We start from the raw sequence: 16537 nt of genomic DNA, 5'->3' as shown, positions 1-16537 counted from the left end.
TGTTTTGCTTGTTACTGTTGTGCGCCGGTTCGGGCGCGCTATGGTCTCAGCATGAACGGGGAGTGGGCATGATGATAGGCACGGTAACGGCCACGACGGGAGCGGGAGCAAAGGCCGGAGGGCTGGCGGCGGCCGAAAAGGGCGATGCCGGTTTTGCCGAGTTGTTGTCCGGGCAGCAGGCTGCTGCCGTTGCCGATGACAACAGCGCGAGCCGGCCTTCGAACCAGGCACCCGGTCATGCTGCCCGCGAGGAACAGCAGGAGCAAACCCGGGCGGATGACCGGGAGGACGAGGCTGGCGCTCCCTTTCTGGCCAGCCAGTCTGCGCCGGTAGCCCCGGAAGCAAGGGCGGCACTGGGGGCCGGAGATGCCGCCGTGAACGATGAGACCGGCGCAGCTCCGGCGGCGACGGCTGCCGATGGCGAAGCCGACGCTCTCCAGGATGAGCGGGTCGCCAGGGAGTACCAGCTCAAGGCCGCTCGGGCAGAGAAGGCTATGGAAGTGGAAGCCGGTGAGGTTGACGCCGACGCCGATGGAGCCGAGCAGCCGGTACGGACCGCCAGGCGGCAAGAGCCGGAGCGGGATGCGACAGCGCTGAGCTCGGATGAGCCAACGGGCGACTGGCTGGAACAGATAGCGCACAGTCGGCGTCTGTTGCAGGCCACCGCGGCCGAAAGCGGCAATGATTTGCCACCGGAGGCGAATGTGGCGTTGGCCGCCGCTGCCGGAGAAGACGCCGGCGTTGCCTTGTCATCGACAGGTGACGATGGAATAAACGTGACTCCCGCATTTAGCCGGGACGCACAGACGCCGTTATCGAATGAGCGTCTCTTGTCGCCGGAACGCTCTCTGTCTCTGCTCGGTTCCCCCGAGCAGAGCGCGAAGCAGCTGGCGCAGCAGGTGCAGGTGATGGTGAACCAGAACCTGCAGGCAGCGGACATCCGGCTCAGCCCTTCGGAGCTGGGCGGACTCAGGATCCAGGTGAAGATGGAGCAGGGAGAGGTTCAGGTGCAGTTTCTGGCCAGCCAGCCTCAGGCCCGGGAGTTGTTCGACCAGGCTCTGCCCCGGCTGCGAGAGATGCTGGGGCAACAGGGACTGAACCTGAGTCAGGGTCAGCAGGGCGCGCTTCATCAGGGTGATCGGCAGCAGGCTGGCACCCAGGAGCAAGGACCGCGAGGCGGTGAAGCCGCCCTCGAGGAAACGGAGCGACTTGAGGTCAGAGAAGCGGAGTGGCCCGGCCGGCGGGCGCCAGAGCATGGCGGTATTGATTTTTTTGCATGATTCAAATGGGTGAATCGCCCGTTTTTCGTTAATGGTAAAGGTACATAATGGCCGATGATTTGATCATGCCCAAGGCGGCATGGTATCAGCGCAAGCTGCTCTGGATAGTGGTTTTGGTGGTGGTGGTCGCCGTGGGTGGGGGCGCCGCCTGGTGGGTGCTGAAACCCTCCGGCACGCCGGAAGCGGAGCAGGTAGTGGACACGCAGGTGTTCTATGTCGGTCTGTCCCGGCCGGTGGTCTTTTCGGTGCAGGCCGGCAACCGGGATCGTTTGGTGCAGGTGGAGGTGCAATTGATGGTGCGAGGTTCCGAAAACGAGAGCCGGACGCGCCGCCACTTGCCCTTGCTGGAAAGTACTCTGTTGACGGTGTTCAGCCGCCAGAGTGCGGATAACTATCTTACCGCCGAGAGCAAGAACATGGTTCGTCAGGAGGCGCTGAACGAGTTGAACGCCGAGCTGACGGATGAGCTGGGAGTACCGGCGATAGAAAAAGTGCTCTTTACCGGCATCGTAATGCAATAGGTGAATCGTGAGCGATCTGTTATCCCAGGATGAAATCGATGCCCTGTTACACGGGGTGGACGATGTAGATGAAACGCCGGTCAGCGATGGCAGCGGCGTGTCCATGTTTGACTTCTCTTCCCAGGATCGCATCGTCCGTGGACGGATGCCGACGCTGGAAATGGTCAACGAACGCTTCGCTCGTCATATGCGCATCAGCCTGTTCAACATGATGCGCCGCACCGCCGAGGTGTCCGTCAACGGGGTGCAGATGCTGAAGTTCGGCGAATATGTGCACTCGCTGTTTCTCCCCACCAGCCTGAACATGGTGCGTTTCCGGCCGCTCAAGGGCATCGGCCTGGTCACCATGGAAGCCCGGCTGGTATTTATTCTGGTGGACAATTTTTTCGGCGGTGACGGTCGTCATGCCAAGATTGAAGGCCGGGAATTCACCCCGACCGAGCGGCGGGTGATCCAGCTGCTGCTCAAGCTGGTGTTCGAGGATTACAAGGATGCCTGGGCGCCGGTGATGGACGTGGAGTTCGAATACCTGGACTCGGAAGTGAACCCGACCATGGCCAATATCGTCAGCCCGACCGAGGTGGTGGTGGTCAGCTCCTTCCATATCGAGCTGGACGGCGGGGGCGGCGATTTTCACGTGACCCTGCCCTACGGCATGCTCGAACCCATTCGCGAACTGCTGGATGCGGGGGTGCAAAGCGACAAGGGCGAAAACGATCTGCGCTGGGGCAAGGCGCTGCGCGACGAAATCCTCGATGTGGGGGTGGATATGTCGGTGAAGCTGCTGGAAAAAGAGCTGACCCTGCGCGCCATCATGGAACTGCAGGCCGGCGATATCATCCCGGTGGATATGCCCGAGCATTTGCTGGTGTCGGTGGAAGAGCTGCCGAGCTTCCGCGGCCAGCTGGGGCGTGCCGGCGATAAAATGGCGGTGCGGATCACCGAGAAAATCAAGAAGCCGGAAACGGTGAAAACCGAGCTGCATCATGTCACCCGCCGCGGGGTGCGTATCGACGGCGAGGCCGAGCTGGAAGAACTGGAAAGAACCATTGAGGATGCGTCATGAGTGATGAGCAGAACGAGCTGGATGATGTGTGGGGCGAGGCCATGGCCGAGCAGACGTCCCGGGACGGAGAAAAAGAACCGGCATCGGCAAAGCGGGTCGAGCTGGACGATTTCGGCGACAGCGATGCCGCCCCGCTGTCGGGTGATGAGCGACGTAAACTTGACGCCATTCTGGATATTCCGGTCACCATCTCGATGGAAGTGGGGCGCAGCCAGATCAGCATCCGCAATCTGCTGCAGCTGAACCAGGGGTCGGTGGTGGAGCTGGACCGGCTGGCCGGCGAGCCGCTGGACGTGATGGTCAACGGCACCCTGATCGCCCACGGCGAGGTGGTGGTGGTCAACGACAAATTCGGTATCCGGCTGACCGATGTGATCAGCCAGACCGAACGCATCAAAAAGCTGAAGTAATGCGCCTGTTACTGGTATGGCTGTGGCTGCCGGCCACGGCGCTGGCCCAGGGACCGGAAATCCGCTGGGATTCCTGGGCGTTGTCGTCGGGGCTGGTGATCGGCGTTATTCTGCTGCTGGGCTGGTTGTTGCGCCGGTTGCGTGGCGCGCAGATGTTTGGCGGCAGCCGCCAGCTCAAGGTGGTGGCCTCGCTGACCCTGGGGCAGCGGGAGCGGTTGCTGGTGGTACAGGTGGGCGAGGAGCAACGGCTGCTGGGGGTCACCGCCCAGCAGATTTCCGATCTGGGCAAGCTGGAGCAGCCGCTGGTTGCGGAGCAGGCCGGCCCCTTGCTGGCGAGGCGTCATGATGCGAAACCTTAACGGCTGGCTGTTCATGGTGCCGGTGTTGCTGCTGGCCACGCCGGCCCTGGCTCAGCAGGGCATGTCGGCGGTGACGGTGACCACCAATGCGGACGGCAGCCAGGAATACAGCCTGACGCTGCAGGTGCTGGCGCTGATGACGGCGCTGTCTTTTCTGCCGGCCATCGTGATCATGATGACCTCTTTTACCCGTATCATCATCGTGCTGTCCATCCTGCGTCAGGCCCTGGGGTTGCAGCAGAGCCCCAATAACCAGGTGTTGATCGGCATCAGCCTGTTTCTGTCCTTCTTCATCATGTCGCCGGTGCTGGACCGGGTGAACGCGGACGCCCTGCAGCCTTATCTGGCGGAAGAGATCGACTCGAGAGAGGCGCTGGCCCGGGCCGAATTGCCGGTGCGGGACTTCATGCTGGCCCAGACCCGGGTCAAGGATCTCGATACCTTTCTCAACATCGCGGACATTCAGGCCGACAGCGAAGCCGAGGTACCACTACGGGTGCTGATACCGGCCTTCGTTACCAGCGAGCTGAAAACGGCCTTTCAGATCGGGTTCATGCTGTTTCTGCCCTTCCTGGTCATCGATCTGGTGGTGGCCAGCATCCTGATGGCGATGGGGATGATGATGCTGTCGCCGATGCTGATTTCGCTGCCGTTCAAGCTGATGCTGTTCGTGCTGGTGGATGGCTGGAACCTGATCATGGGCACCCTGGCCAACAGCTTCGGTCTGGGGGCGGGATAGTGAGCCCGGAAACCTTCGTCGACATTTTCCGCAGCGCGCTCTGGCTGGTAACGGTGCTGGTGTCGGCGGTGATCCTGCCGAGTCTGGCCGTCGGTCTGCTGGTGTCCATCTTTCAGGCCGCCACTTCCATTAACGAACAGACCCTGAGTTTTCTGCCCCGCCTGTTGGTGACCCTGGGGGCACTGGCGGTGGGGGCGCACTGGGGCTTCGATATGCTGATGGACTTCTTTTATGAGCTGGTGTCCCAGATCCCGCAGTTGATTGGGTAACACCGCTCACGCTTTTCAACCACGGCGAGAAACGACGCTTGAACTACAGCACCGAGCAAATCCTGATCTGGCTGGCGAGTTACCTGTGGCCGCTGTGCCGCATTGCCGGGATGATGATGACCATGGTGATGTTTGGCGCTCAGCTGACGCCGGTTTACAACCGGCTGCTGCTGGCGGTGGCCACCACCCTGGCGGTGGCGCCGGTGCTGCCGCCCATGCCCGAGGTGGCGCTGTTTTCCGCCGGAGGCTTTCTGATCACCGGGCAGCAGGTGCTGATTGGTGCCGTTATCGGCCTGCTGTCCCAGTTTCTGCTGCAAACCTTCGTGACCGCCGGCCAGATCATCGCCATGCAGACCAGCCTGGGCTTTGCCTCCATGGTGGACCCGCTCAATGGCCAGTCCACCCCGGTGGTGGGGCAGTTGTACCTGATGTTGGGTACCCTGCTGTTTCTGGCCCTCAACGGCCACCTGGTGATGATTGAAGCCATCGTGCTGAGCTTCGATACCCTGCCGGTGTCGATGAACGGCATCACGGTGTCCAGCTGGGAAAACCTGGCCGGCCTGCTCAGCCTGCTGTTTCAGGCGGCGGTGGCCATGTCGCTGTCGGCCATCGTCGCCATGCTGTTGATCAACTTCAGTTTCGGCATCATGACCCGGGCCGCGCCCCAGCTGAATATCTTCAGCGTCGGTTTTGCGGTGAGCATGGTGTGTGGCCTCTTCATTCTGTGGCTGACCCTGGGCGGCTTTCTGGGGCATTTCGAAAATCAGTGGCTGCGGCTGCAGGGGGTGATGTGCAACACCCTTAACCTGACCTGTGAAGGAGGCTGAATGGCGGAGTCGGACGGTCAGGAAAAAACAGAACAGCCCACGGAACAACGCCTTCGCCAGGCGAGAGAAAAAGGCCAGATCCCCCGTTCCAAGGAACTGGGCACCGCCGCGGTGCTGTTAAGCGCGGCCCTGGGGCTGATGATGGTCGGCGACTCGCTGGGCCTGGCCATGTCTCGTGTGTTCGAGCGTAACTTCCGGGTGGAGCGGGCGACCCTGTTCGATCCCGAGGCCATGATGCCGGCATTGCGTGACTCGCTGCTGGGGTTGCTGTGGCCCTTGCTCGGACTTTTTGCCATCGTGCTGGTGGCGGCGCTGATCGGCAACAGCCTGCTCGGTGGCTTCAACTTCAGTACCCAGGCGATGATGCCCAAACTCGAACGCATGAGTCCGATGAAGGGGTTCAAGCGGATGTTCGGCATGCAGGCGCTGGTGGAGCTGCTCAAGTCCATCGCCAAGGTGGTATTGATTGCCACTCTGGCCATCTGGCTGCTGTGGGGGCAGTTCGACAACATCCTGCGCCTGAGCGATGAAACCCTGCCTGCCGCCATGGTCGGCTCCCTCGAGCTGCTGCTGCGCATGGGCCTGCTGCTGTGCATGGCGCTGCTGCCCATCGTGGCCATCGATGTGCCCTTTCAGATCTGGAATCACACCCGTCAGCTGAAGATGACGCTGCAGGAAATCAAGGACGAATACAAGAACACCGAGGGCAAGCCCGAGGTCAAGGGACGCATTCGTCGCTTGCAGCAGGAAATGGCCAATCGCCGCATGATGGGAGAAGTCCCCACCGCCGATGTGGTGGTGGTCAACCCGACCCACTATTCTGTGGCCCTGCGGTATGACAAGGGCAAGCCCGGCTCGGCGCCGGTGGTGGTGGCCAGGGGACTGGATGAAATCGCGCTCAAGATCCGGGAGATTGCCCGGGAGTATGAGGTGCCGGTAATTTCGTCGCCGGCGCTGGCGCGGGCGGTGTACCACTCCACCAAACTCGATCGGGAAATTCCCGACGGTCTCTTCGTGGCCGTGGCCCAGGTGCTGGCCTATGTGTTCCAGCTGAACGCCTGGCGCAAGGGGCAGGGCCGCAAGCCCGTGCCGCTGAAGGATGAACTGCCGATACCGGATGAATACCGGGTGTAATCGCACCCTGCACCTTGCTGTTTATTCTGGCCTGTTTATTGCATGACAAGATGCATCAATCTTCGGCAGTACAGCAGCGGTAATGGCATTCAAGGACAAGCTTCTACAGGTACAGGTGGGCCCCTGGTCTTCCTGGTTTCACAAAGGGCTGGGGACCCCCCTGCTGGTGCTGGCGGCGCTGGGCATGGTGGTGCTGCCCATTCCTGCCCTGCTGCTGGATGTGCTGTTCTCGTTCAATATTTCCCTGGCGCTGGTGATCCTGCTGGTGGCGGTGTACAGCCAGCGGCCGCTGGACTTTGCCGCCTTTCCGACGGTGTTGCTGGTGGCGACCCTGCTACGGTTGGCGCTGAACGTGGCCTCGACCCGAGTGGTGCTGCTGGAGGGGCACGAGGGCGGCAATGCGGCCGGTAACGTGATCGAGTCGTTCGGCTCCGTGGTGATCGGCGGTAACTACGCGGTCGGCCTTATCGTGTTTCTGATCCTGATGATCATCAACTTCGCAGTGGTCACCAAGGGCGCGGGGCGTATTTCGGAAGTCAGTGCCCGTTTCACCCTGGACGCCATGCCGGGCAAGCAGATGGCCATCGATGCGGACCTGAATGCGGGGCTGATCAATCAGGACGAGGCGCGGCTGCGCCGGGACGAAGTGACCCGCGAGGCCGACTTCTACGGCTCCATGGACGGTGCCTCCAAGTTCGTGAAGGGCGATGCCATCGCCGGCATCATGATCCTGTTCATCAATATCATCGGCGGCTTCATCATCGGCATGGCCCAGCACGGGCTGCCGTTCGGCGAGGCGGCCGAAATCTATACCCTGCTGACCATCGGTGACGGTCTGGTGGCGCAAATACCCTCGCTGCTGCTGTCGATTGCCGCCGCCATTATCGTGACCCGCCAGAATACCCGGGAAGACATGGGCCAGGCGATGCTGGGGCAGCTGTTCGACAATCCCAAGTCGCTGACCATTGCCGCCGGCATTCTCATTACCATGGGACTGGTGCCGGGCATGCCCCATTTCGCCTTTCTGCTGCTGGGGGGGCTGGCGGCCTTCGCCGCCTGGTGGACCGTCAAACGCAACGCCCGGCTGCAGCAGCAGGCCGAGACCGACGAGCAGGCCCCGGCGGTGGCGGGCAACGAGGTGAAAGAGCTGAGCTGGGACGATGTGGCCCAGGTAGACACCATTGGCCTGGAGGTGGGGTACCGGCTGATAAGCCTGGTCGATCAGGCTCAGGGCGGCGAATTGCTGAGCCGGATCAAGGGAGTGCGCAAGAAGCTCTCGCAGGAGCTGGGCTTTCTGATCCCCGCCGTGCACATTCGCGACAACCTGGAGCTGGGACCCAATCAATACCAGATCACCCTGATGGGGGTGAGCTCGGGGATGGCCGACATTTACCCGGACCGGGAGCTGGCCATCAATCCCGGCCAGGTCTTCGGGCCCTTGCAGGGCATCGATACCCGGGATCCGGCCTCGATCTGGAAGCGACCTGGATTGCCCGGGATCAGGTCGAACAGGCCCAGAGCCTGGGCTACACGGTGGTGGATGCGGCCACGGTGGTGGCGACGCACCTCAGCCAGCTGCTGACCAATCACGCCTCGGTGTTGCTGGGACACGAAGAAGTACAGAATCTGATCGACCAGATAGGGCGCACACAGCCCAAGCTGGTGGAGGGGCTGGTGCCCAACACCATGAATCTGGCGCTGGTGACCAAGGTGCTGCAGAGCCTGCTGCACGAAGGCGTGACCATCCGCGACATGCGCACCATATTGCAGACCCTGACCGAGTATGCGTCCAAGAGTCAGGATCCGGAGGTGCTGACCGCCGCCTGTCGTATCGCCCTGCGCCGGTTCATGGTGCAGGAGATTGCCGGTACCGAGCGCGAACTGCCGGTGATCACCCTGGCACCAGAACTGGAACAGATATTGCAGAACTCTTTGCAGGCCGGCGGCGCTCAGGGCAGCGGCATCGAGCCCGGTCTGGCCGAGCGCATGCAGCAATCGCTGGCACAGGCGGCGGCCAATCAGGAAATGGAGGGGCAACCGGCTATTTTGCTTACCTCCGGCATGTTGCGTACCACCTTGGCGCGCTTTGTAAAACACACTATTCCCAGTCTGCGGGTGTTGTCTTATCAGGAAGTGCCTGATGACCGTCAAATCCGCATTGTGGCGTCTGTCGGTCAGCAGTAGCAGGGTGGAGCTTGAATGAAGATAAAACGGTTTTTTGCCAAGGACATGAGGGCCGCCCTGGCCGAGGTGAAAGACGTCCTCGGCCCGGACGCGGTGATCATGTCCAATAAAAAAGTCTCGGGCGGCATCGAGATAGTGGCGGCGGTGGATGAAGACGACACGCCGGTTGCGCCGGCACAACGCCCCCTGCGGGAGGACAATGTCAGAATTTCGTCGCAGGCCCGTCAATTTATTTCCCCGCTGGACGACAAGCAGCAGTCGGAGACCCTGCAATCGCTGTTGATGCGCGGCCGAAGCGAGGCGTCTCCCAAGACCCTGGCCGAACAGGGCAGCTGGGCCGGGGCCGGATTGAACAAAGCCTCGGCCAGGGAGGCGCGCAAAGAACCCAGTCTGGGCCAGCGGGAACCGCTGACACCGCCACCTCCTTTGCATGATGCTCGCGAGCACCGACGCAAGGAAGGCGCCAAGGACAAGGAACTGAACGCCATGCGTCAGGAAATTGCCAGCATCCGCAGCCTGCTCGAACATCAGGTTTCCGGCCTGATGTGGCAGGAAGTCGAGCGCCGCGAGCCGGTGCGCGCCATGGTGATCAAGCAACTGAACGGACTGGGTTTCAGTGACGGCTTTGCCGATCAGCTGGCGATGCGGGTCAACGAACGGGCGCAGCCACACGAGGCCTGGAGCCAGATTGAAGCCGCCCTGAGTCAGCAACTGATGACCGGCGAAGACGAAATATTGCGTCAGGGCGGGGCTGTGGCGCTGCTGGGCCCCACCGGTGTCGGCAAAACCACCACCATCGCCAAGCTGGCGGCCCGATTTGCCGCTCGTTACGGTGCCGACCAGATTGCGCTGGTGACCACGGATCACTACCGCATCGGCGCCCATGAACAGTTGCAGACCTATGGTCGCATCATGGGAGTGGTGGTCAAGCAGGCGCGCACCTATCAGGAGCTGGCCCAGGCGCTGTATCAGTTGCGTCATCGGCGGCTGGTGTTGATCGATACCGCCGGCATGGGCCAGCGGGATCTGCGGCTCAACGAGCAGCTCGATACCCTGGTGGGCGACAAGCAGATCAAGATCCGCAATTATCTGGTGCTGCCGGCCACGGCCCAGCGCCGGGTGTTGCAGGAAGCGGTGGATCATTTCCGCCGCATTCCCCTTGCCGGCTGCATCCTGACCAAGCTGGACGAAAGTCTGGCGCTGGGCGATGTGCTGGATATCAGCATTCAGAACAGCCTGCCCATCAGCTACATCACCGATGGACAGCGGGTGCCGGAAGACCTGCGGCTGGCCGATGCCTTCGAGCTGGTCAAACAGGCGCTGGGCACCATGGAGCAGCGTCGGGAAGATCCCTACTACTGGGAATCTTCCGAGTCCGACGAAGAGGATGCGCGTTTTTATGAATAATTGGTTTCAGGACCAGGCGAGTGGGCTGCGACGCATGCAAAAAACAAGCAGGGTACAGGTTATTTCGGTTACCGGCGGCAAGGGCGGGGTGGGCAAAACCAACATCACCCTGAACATGGCCTCGGCCATGGCGGCCCAGGGCAAGCGGGTCATGGTGCTGGATGCGGATCTGGGGCTGGCCAACGTCGATGTGCTGCTGGGCATTCGGGTCACGCGCAACCTGTCTCATGTGCTGCGGGGCGAATGCACCCTGGACGAGGTACTGGTGGAAGGCCCCCAGGGCATCAAGATCATCCCGGCGACCTCCGGCAACCAGTCGATGACCGAGCTGTCGCCGCTGGAGCACGTGAGCCTGATCCGCGCCTTCAGCGAAATGCAGACACCCATCGATATCCTGCTGGTGGATACCGCCGCCGGTATTTCCGACATGGTGCTCAGTTTCTCCCGGGCAGCCCAGGAGGTGATGGTGGTGGTCTGTGACGAACCGACCTCCATTACCGATGCTTACGCCCTGATCAAGATCCTGTCCCGTGACTATGGGGTGTTCCGCTTCAAGATCGTGGCCAATATGGTGCGCAGCCAGCGGGAAGGCCAGGAGCTGTTTGCCAAGCTGACCCGGGTGACCGATCGTTTTCTCGATGCGGCGCTGGAGCTGGTAGCCTGTGTGCCTTTCGACGGCAACCTGCGCTTGGCGGTACGCCGCCAGACGCTGGTGGTGAATCAGTATCCCACCTCGCCCTCCGCCATGGCGATTAAACTGCTCGCCAGCAAGGCGCTGAGCTGGCCGGCCCCCCAGCATGCGGGAGGGCATTTGCAGTTCTTTATCGAAAAGCTGTTGAATCCACCGGTGGCAGAGCAGAATGTCTGGAGTGAATAAGGCACTGGTATATACCAGGCAGCAGGCGCCCAGCTGGTAGAGCGTCATGCGTGGTTGGTTCGGCGCATCGCCCATCATCTGCTGGCGCGGCTGCCGGACAGCGTCCTGCTGGACGATCTGCTCCAGTCGGGTATGGTGGGGTTGCTGGAAGCGGCCCGTAACTTCGATGCCGGCAAGGGCGCCAGTTTCGAGACCTTTGCCGGTATTCGCATTCGTGGCGCCATGCTCGATGAAATTCGCCGTGGCGACTGGGTGCCGCGCTCGGTTCACAAACACAGCCGTCAGATAGCCGACGCCATTGCCGCCGTGCAGCGTCGGGAAGGGCGTAACGCCGAAGACCGGGAAGTTGCCGAAGAGCTGGGGGTGAGCCTGGACAGCTATTTTTCCATGCTGCGCGACACCAGCAACGGCAAGATTCTGGAAATGGACGACTTTGACGCCGGCATCGACCATCACGCCGAGGAGGGGAGCCTGGTGGCCAGCCCCTTCGAAGACATGGCCCGGGGGCGTTTTCTCGGCGAGCTGTCTCGCCACATCAAATCATTGCCCGAACGGGAAGCCCTGGTGCTGTCCCTGTATTACGACGAAGAACTCAACCTGAAGGACATCGGTCAGGTGCTCGAGGTCAGTGAATCCCGGGTCAGCCAGATCCATAGTCAGGCCATGCACCGGCTGCGCGCCAAACTGAAAGAATGGAAGGGTTAACGGAAAACCACAGGCGGGCAGCCCGTCTTTACGGGCTCGAGCCGGTTTGCTGCATGAATAGGCAACCCTGCCGCCTCTCGGCAGGTGATGACCAGACAAAAGGCGTGTGCTTAACAGACGGGTCCGCCGCGTCATTGCGTTTACTAAACAATCAAATTTGAAGCTTTAGGCATATTTTATTGCCCTGATACCGCTATATACGATTTAAGTTAAGGCACACAGGGTCGATATAGTTAAGATACTTGCCATGTTCAGCGGCTGTTGGTCTGGCTGATAGGAGGAAATGCTTGAACAAGAACATGAAAATCCTCATCGTGGATGATTTTTCAACCATGCGCAGGATCATTAAAAACCTACTCAGAGATCTCGGGTTCAACAATACCCACGAAGCCGACGATGGCACCACCGCCTTGCCCATGCTCAAGAGCGGCGACTTCGATTTTGTGGTCACCGACTGGAACATGCCCGGCATGCAGGGGATCGATCTGTTGCGAGCCATCCGCGCCGACGACAAGCTCAAGCACCTGCCGGTACTGATGGTAACGGCGGAAGCCAAGCGCGAGCAGATCATCACCGCCGCTCAGGCCGGTGTGAACGGCTATGTGGTCAAGCCTTTTACCGCCACCACACTCAAGGAAAAACTCGAAAAGGTTTTCGAGCGAATTGGATAAAAAGGCAGCGAGATGGCACAACAGAAAGGAATGATCACCCTGGAGCAGGCCCGTCAGCTGGTGGCGATGCTGGAAAGTGGTGATCAGAGTGGGGCCGACCATTATCTCACCGACGTGTGTATGCCTCAGGCGAAAGAACTGGTCGAGCAGGTAGGTCAGCTGACCCGTCAGCTGCACGATGCACTGCAGGAGTTTCGCAACGATCCCCGTCTGCCCGAGCTGGCGGAAAGTGAAATTCCCGATGCCAGAGAGCGATTGAGTTATGTCATCGACATGACCGACAAGGCCGCCAACAGAACCATGGATGCGGTGGAAACCTGTCTGCCTATTGCCGACCGTCTCAATGAGCGGATCCAGCAGGTGATGCCGGGCTGGCGCGAGCTGATGCAGCGCCAGCTGGAGCTGGATAAATTCAAGACACTGTGTTTTCAGCTCGACGATTTTCTGCAGGGCTCCGAGCAGGATGCGGATCAGTTAAGGCAACTGCTGACCGAAATTCTGATGGCTCAGGATTATCAGGATCTGACCGGTCAGATGATCCGCCGGGTCATCAACCTGGTGCACGAGGTGGAAGCCAAGCTGGTGGCCATTCTGTCGGTCTTCGGTCGCCTGCCCGGCATGGAAGACCCGTCCGGTGAGCCGCCGCGCGCACCGGCTTCGGGCATTGCCGCCGAAGGCCCGATCATCAATAAAGAGCATCGTCATGATGTGGTCTCGGATCAGGACGGCGTCGACGATCTGCTGTCCAGTCTGGGATTCTAAGGAGAGAACATGGGCTTTGAGGTAGACGAGGATATTCTGCAGGATTTTCTGGTTGAGGCATCGGAGATCCTGGAGCAGTTGTCGGAACAGCTGGTGACGCTGGAACGACAGCCGGACGACAAAGACCTGCTCAACGCGATATTTCGCGGTTTTCACACCGTTAAAGGCGGTGCCGGTTTTCTGTCACTGAATGCACTGGTTGAAACCTGCCACAAAGCCGAAAACGTGTTCGATATTCTGCGTACCGGCCAGCGCCGGGTCACCTCCGAGCTGATGGACGTGATCCTGCGGGCGCTGGATACCGTTAACAGCATGTTCGCCGAAATTCAGAACCGGGAGGAGCCGACGGCCGCCGAGCCGCAGTTGCTCGAAGAACTGGAGCGTTATTGCCAGCCGGTCACGGCAGACGAGCCGATGGCGCCGGTGATGGCGGTACCCGAGCCGGTGAAGATGGACGCTCCCATCGCCCACCTCGGTGAAACCGAATACCGGCAGATGCTGAATGCGCTCGAGCCGGACAGCGCGTCCGGGCAGTCGGGCGATGATATTACCGATGATGAATTCGAGGCCCTGCTCGATCAGCTGCACGGCGCCGGTCGGCACGGCGGCGTTCCTCAGCAGAGCCAGGAGGTGCCGGCCGAGGTGCCCGGGACGGCGGCGGACGGCAACGATGACACCATTGACGATCTCGAGTTTGAGGCCCTGCTCGATCAACTGCACGGCGCCGGTCGGCACGGCGGCGTCCCCCGGCAGGAGCCGGAGCCGCCGGCCGAGGTGTCCGGCCAGGCGGCGAAAAGCGGCGATGACCTGATCGACGATCTCGAGTTTGAGGCCTTGCTCGATCAACTGCACGGCGCCGGCAAGGGCCCCTCGGCGGCCGTGTCTGCACCGGCGGCGCCAGCCGCGGCTACCGCCACTACCGTAACCGACAAGGCGCCGGCCAAGGCCCAGGCGCATCACAGTGCGCCGCCGGATACCACGGTGCGGGTGGACACCAGAACCCTCGACAACATCATGAACATGGTGGGTGAGCTGGTGCTGGTGCGCAACCGCTTGCTCAGCCTGGATGCCAGCCACGAGAACGAAGAGATTTCCAAGACGGTCGCCAATCTGGATGCGGTGACCGGCGATCTGCAGGGGGCGGTGATGAAAACCCGCATGCAGCCGATCAAGAAGGTCTTCGGCCGCTTCCCGCGGGTAGTACGGGATCTGGCCCGCAGCCTGAAAAAGGAAATCAACCTGGAGATGGTCGGTGAAGACACCGATCTTGATAAAAATCTGGTGGAGGCGCTGGCCGATCCTCTGGTGCACCTGGTGCGCAACTCCTGCGATCACGGGGTGGAACTGCCCGAAGTCCGGGAAGCGGCCGGCAAGCCGAGGGCCGGGGTGATCCGGCTGACCGCTTCTCAGGAAGGGGATCATATTCTGCTCGGCATCGAGGATGACGGGGCCGGAATGGATCCGGAAAAGCTCAAGGGTATCGCCATGGAGCGGGGCATTCTCGATGCGGACGGTGCCGCCCGCATGAGCGACAACGAGGCCTACAACCTGATCTTCGCACCCGGTTTTTCCACCAAGAAGGAAATTACCGATGTGTCCGGCCGTGGCGTGGGCATGGATGTGGTCAAGACCGGCATCACCTCGGTCAACGGCTCCATCTTTATCGACTCCGAAAAAGGCAAGGGCACCCGGCTGCAGATCAAGGTACCGCTGACCCTGGCGATATTGCCGACCCTGATGGTGCTGGTTGGTGAGCAGACCTTTGCCTTGCCGCTGACCAACGTCAACGAAATATTTCATCTCGATCTGACTCGCACCAGCATGGTGGACGGCCAGCAGACGGTGGTGGTGCGCAACAGCGCCATTCCCCTGTTCTATCTGCAGGACTGGCTGCTCAAAGGTCCGCGCCGGGCCCGCAAGGAAAAGGGGCACGTGGTGATCGTGATGGTGGGTAACCAGCAGGTGGGGTTTGTGGTCGATGGGTTGATTGGTCAGGAAGAAGTGGTGATCAAGCCGCTCGATCGGCTGCTGCACGGCACCCCCGGCATGGCCGGTGCCACCATTACCAGTGACGGCGGCATCGCGCTGATCCTGGATCTGGCCGGCCTGATCAAGGCCTATGCCCGGCGCTACGCCTGATAACCACTGGGCCAGATAACAATTAAGCCGGGTAACAACAAGGGAGCACGAGAATAACAATGGCTATTAGAGTGTTAGTGGTTGATGATTCGAGCTTTTTTCGGCGCCGGGTGAGCGAGATCCTGGAGCAGGATCCCCTGCTGACCGTGGTGGATACCGCCGCCAACGGCCAGGAAGCGGTGGAAAAAGCACGTTCGGTTCGTCCTGACGTGATCACCATGGATATCGAAATGCCGGTCATGAACGGCATCGCCGCGGTGCGTGCCATCATGCAAGCGACCCCGACACCGGTGCTGATGTTTTCTTCCCTGACCCATGAGGGGGCCCAGGCCACGCTGGATGCGCTGGATGCCGGCGCCATGGACTTTCTCCCCAAGCGTTTCGAGGACATTGCCCGCAGCAAGGAAGAGGCCATTCTGCAGTTGCAGCAAAGGGTCAAGGCCATTGCCCGTCGTCGTGCCGTGGTGCCGCCCCGGGTGTCGGCAAGCCCTGGTCGGCCCTTGTCGGCGCTGGCGGGGGAGCGCAGTCGTCCTCTGCATACTGCCGCGCCGACCACTCCGGCGCCGGCAGTGCCCGGTTTGGAGCGGCGCAGTCTGCCCCGGCGCAGTGGCAAGAGTTATCAGCTGCTGGCCATCGGCACCTCCACCGGTGGCCCGGTGGCGCTGCAGAAGGTGCTGACCCTGTTGCCGGCCAATTTTCCCCATCCCATCGTGCTGATCCAGCACATGCCCGGTACCTTCACGACCGCCTTTGCTGCCCGGCTCGACGGTCTGTGCCAGATCCGGGTCAAGGAAGCTCAAGACGGGGATCAGTTGCGCCCGGGTCATGCCTATCTGGCGCCCGGCGGCAAGCAGATGATGTTTGAAGGTCGCCCCGGTGCCGCCCGGTTGCGCATTATCGAAGGCAACGACAAGGTCAATTACAAACCCTGTGTCGACATTACCTTCGCCTCGGCTGCCAAGACCTACGGTGGCAAGGTGCTGGCGGTGGTGCTGACCGGCATGGGCGCGGACGGACGCGAAGGGGCGAGGCTGTTGAAAGATCAGGGCGCCAGCGTCTGGGCCCAGGATGAAGAAAGCTGCGTGGTCTATGGCATGCCCCAGGCGGTAGCCAAGGCCGGCATCGCCACCGAATCGCTGCCGTTGCCGCTTATCGGCGAGGCCATCATCAACGAAATGGGCCACTGA

General features: G+C 61.3%; 16 protein-coding genes and 1 pseudogene. All 17 read left to right on the top strand.

Annotation, left to right across the window (positions count from 1 at the left end):
- Positions 1 to 68: 68 nt before the first annotated feature.
- A complete protein-coding gene (locus tag BFR47_RS12260) occupies positions 69 to 1280 on the top strand; it encodes a flagellar hook-length control protein FliK (RefSeq protein ID WP_139215173.1) in 1212 nt (403 codons plus the stop codon).
- A 47-nt stretch (positions 1281 to 1327) separates the two neighbouring features.
- Positions 1328 to 1801, top strand: a complete 474-nt coding sequence (locus tag BFR47_RS12255; RefSeq protein WP_071473328.1) for a flagellar basal body-associated FliL family protein — start codon at positions 1328 to 1330, stop codon at positions 1799 to 1801.
- Between the two features lie 7 nt (positions 1802 to 1808).
- Positions 1809 to 2867, top strand: coding sequence for a flagellar motor switch protein FliM (fliM, locus tag BFR47_RS12250; protein ID WP_071473327.1), 1059 nt, complete (start codon positions 1809 to 1811; stop codon positions 2865 to 2867).
- A complete protein-coding gene (fliN, locus tag BFR47_RS12245; RefSeq protein WP_071473326.1) occupies positions 2864 to 3277 on the top strand; it encodes a flagellar motor switch protein FliN in 414 nt (137 codons plus the stop codon). The genes fliM and fliN overlap by 4 nt, the downstream gene beginning before the upstream one ends.
- Positions 3277 to 3636 (top strand): flagellar biosynthetic protein FliO, encoded by a 360-nt coding sequence (fliO, locus tag BFR47_RS12240; protein WP_071473325.1) that lies wholly within the window; start codon positions 3277 to 3279, stop codon positions 3634 to 3636. The genes fliN and fliO overlap by 1 nt, the downstream gene beginning before the upstream one ends.
- Complete coding sequence (fliP, locus tag BFR47_RS12235; RefSeq protein ID WP_139215172.1) at positions 3620 to 4375, top strand: flagellar type III secretion system pore protein FliP; 756 nt, start codon at positions 3620 to 3622, stop codon at positions 4373 to 4375. The genes fliO and fliP overlap by 17 nt, the downstream gene beginning before the upstream one ends.
- Positions 4375 to 4644 (top strand): flagellar biosynthesis protein FliQ, encoded by a 270-nt coding sequence (fliQ, locus tag BFR47_RS12230; RefSeq protein ID WP_071473324.1) that lies wholly within the window; start codon positions 4375 to 4377, stop codon positions 4642 to 4644. Before fliP ends, fliQ begins: the two co-directional genes overlap by 1 nt.
- 38 nt (positions 4645 to 4682) lie before the next feature.
- Complete coding sequence (fliR, locus tag BFR47_RS12225; RefSeq protein WP_071473323.1) at positions 4683 to 5471, top strand: flagellar biosynthetic protein FliR; 789 nt, start codon at positions 4683 to 4685, stop codon at positions 5469 to 5471.
- Entirely contained in the window at positions 5472 to 6605 is a 1134-nt protein-coding gene (gene flhB / locus BFR47_RS12220) for a flagellar biosynthesis protein FlhB (RefSeq protein ID WP_071473322.1), read from the top strand. It abuts the gene before it with no gap.
- An 82-nt stretch (positions 6606 to 6687) separates the two neighbouring features.
- Positions 6688 to 8789: pseudogene (flhA, locus tag BFR47_RS12215) on the top strand (flagellar biosynthesis protein FlhA).
- 15 nt (positions 8790 to 8804) lie between these two features.
- Entirely contained in the window at positions 8805 to 10196 is a 1392-nt protein-coding gene (gene flhF / locus BFR47_RS12210; protein WP_071473321.1) for a flagellar biosynthesis GTPase FlhF, read from the top strand.
- Complete coding sequence (locus BFR47_RS12205; protein WP_071473320.1) at positions 10189 to 11073, top strand: MinD/ParA family ATP-binding protein; 885 nt, start codon at positions 10189 to 10191, stop codon at positions 11071 to 11073. The genes flhF and BFR47_RS12205 overlap by 8 nt, the downstream gene beginning before the upstream one ends.
- 9 nt (positions 11074 to 11082) lie before the next feature.
- Positions 11083 to 11778, top strand: a complete 696-nt coding sequence (locus tag BFR47_RS12200) for an RNA polymerase sigma factor FliA (RefSeq protein ID WP_139215171.1) — start codon at positions 11083 to 11085, stop codon at positions 11776 to 11778.
- Positions 11779 to 12077: 299 nt separating this feature from the next.
- The gene (gene cheY / locus BFR47_RS12195) at positions 12078 to 12449 is read left to right on the top strand and encodes a chemotaxis response regulator CheY (RefSeq protein WP_425434012.1); all 372 of its coding nucleotides are present in this window, start codon (positions 12078 to 12080) and stop codon (positions 12447 to 12449) included.
- A 12-nt stretch (positions 12450 to 12461) separates the two neighbouring features.
- Positions 12462 to 13211, top strand: a complete 750-nt coding sequence (locus tag BFR47_RS12190; protein WP_071473317.1) for a protein phosphatase CheZ — start codon at positions 12462 to 12464, stop codon at positions 13209 to 13211.
- A 9-nt stretch (positions 13212 to 13220) separates the two neighbouring features.
- Positions 13221 to 15350, top strand: coding sequence for a chemotaxis protein CheA (locus tag BFR47_RS12185; RefSeq protein WP_071473316.1), 2130 nt, complete (start codon positions 13221 to 13223; stop codon positions 15348 to 15350).
- Between the two features lie 59 nt (positions 15351 to 15409).
- Positions 15410 to 16537, top strand: coding sequence for a protein-glutamate methylesterase/protein-glutamine glutaminase (locus tag BFR47_RS12180; RefSeq protein ID WP_071473315.1), 1128 nt, complete (start codon positions 15410 to 15412; stop codon positions 16535 to 16537).

Source organism: Oceanisphaera psychrotolerans, from assembly GCF_001870485.1.
Taxonomy (GTDB): Bacteria; Pseudomonadota; Gammaproteobacteria; order Enterobacterales; family Aeromonadaceae; genus Oceanimonas; species Oceanimonas psychrotolerans.
This window is presented reverse-complemented; position numbering and strand designations above follow the sequence as displayed.

Bases quoted from the DNA above. Each gene is read 5' to 3' on its own strand.
- BFR47_RS12260 (WP_139215173.1), top strand. From the start codon at position 69: ATGATGATAGGCACGGTAACGGCCACGACGGGAGCGGGAGCAAAGGCC.
- BFR47_RS12255 (WP_071473328.1), top strand. From the start codon at position 1,328: ATGGCCGATGATTTGATCATGCCCAAGGCGGCATGGTATCAGCGCAAG.
- fliN (WP_071473326.1), top strand. From the start codon at position 2,864: ATGAGTGATGAGCAGAACGAGCTGGATGATGTGTGGGGCGAGGCCATG.
- fliO (WP_071473325.1), top strand. From the start codon at position 3,277: ATGCGCCTGTTACTGGTATGGCTGTGGCTGCCGGCCACGGCGCTGGCC.
- fliP (WP_139215172.1), top strand. From the start codon at position 3,620: ATGATGCGAAACCTTAACGGCTGGCTGTTCATGGTGCCGGTGTTGCTG.
- flhB (WP_071473322.1), top strand. From the start codon at position 5,472: ATGGCGGAGTCGGACGGTCAGGAAAAAACAGAACAGCCCACGGAACAA.
- flhF (WP_071473321.1), top strand. From the start codon at position 8,805: ATGAAGATAAAACGGTTTTTTGCCAAGGACATGAGGGCCGCCCTGGCC.
- BFR47_RS12205 (WP_071473320.1), top strand. From the start codon at position 10,189: ATGAATAATTGGTTTCAGGACCAGGCGAGTGGGCTGCGACGCATGCAA.
- cheY (WP_425434012.1), top strand. From the start codon at position 12,078: ATGAAAATCCTCATCGTGGATGATTTTTCAACCATGCGCAGGATCATT.
- BFR47_RS12190 (WP_071473317.1), top strand. From the start codon at position 12,462: ATGGCACAACAGAAAGGAATGATCACCCTGGAGCAGGCCCGTCAGCTG.
- BFR47_RS12185 (WP_071473316.1), top strand. From the start codon at position 13,221: ATGGGCTTTGAGGTAGACGAGGATATTCTGCAGGATTTTCTGGTTGAG.
- BFR47_RS12180 (WP_071473315.1), top strand. From the start codon at position 15,410: ATGGCTATTAGAGTGTTAGTGGTTGATGATTCGAGCTTTTTTCGGCGC.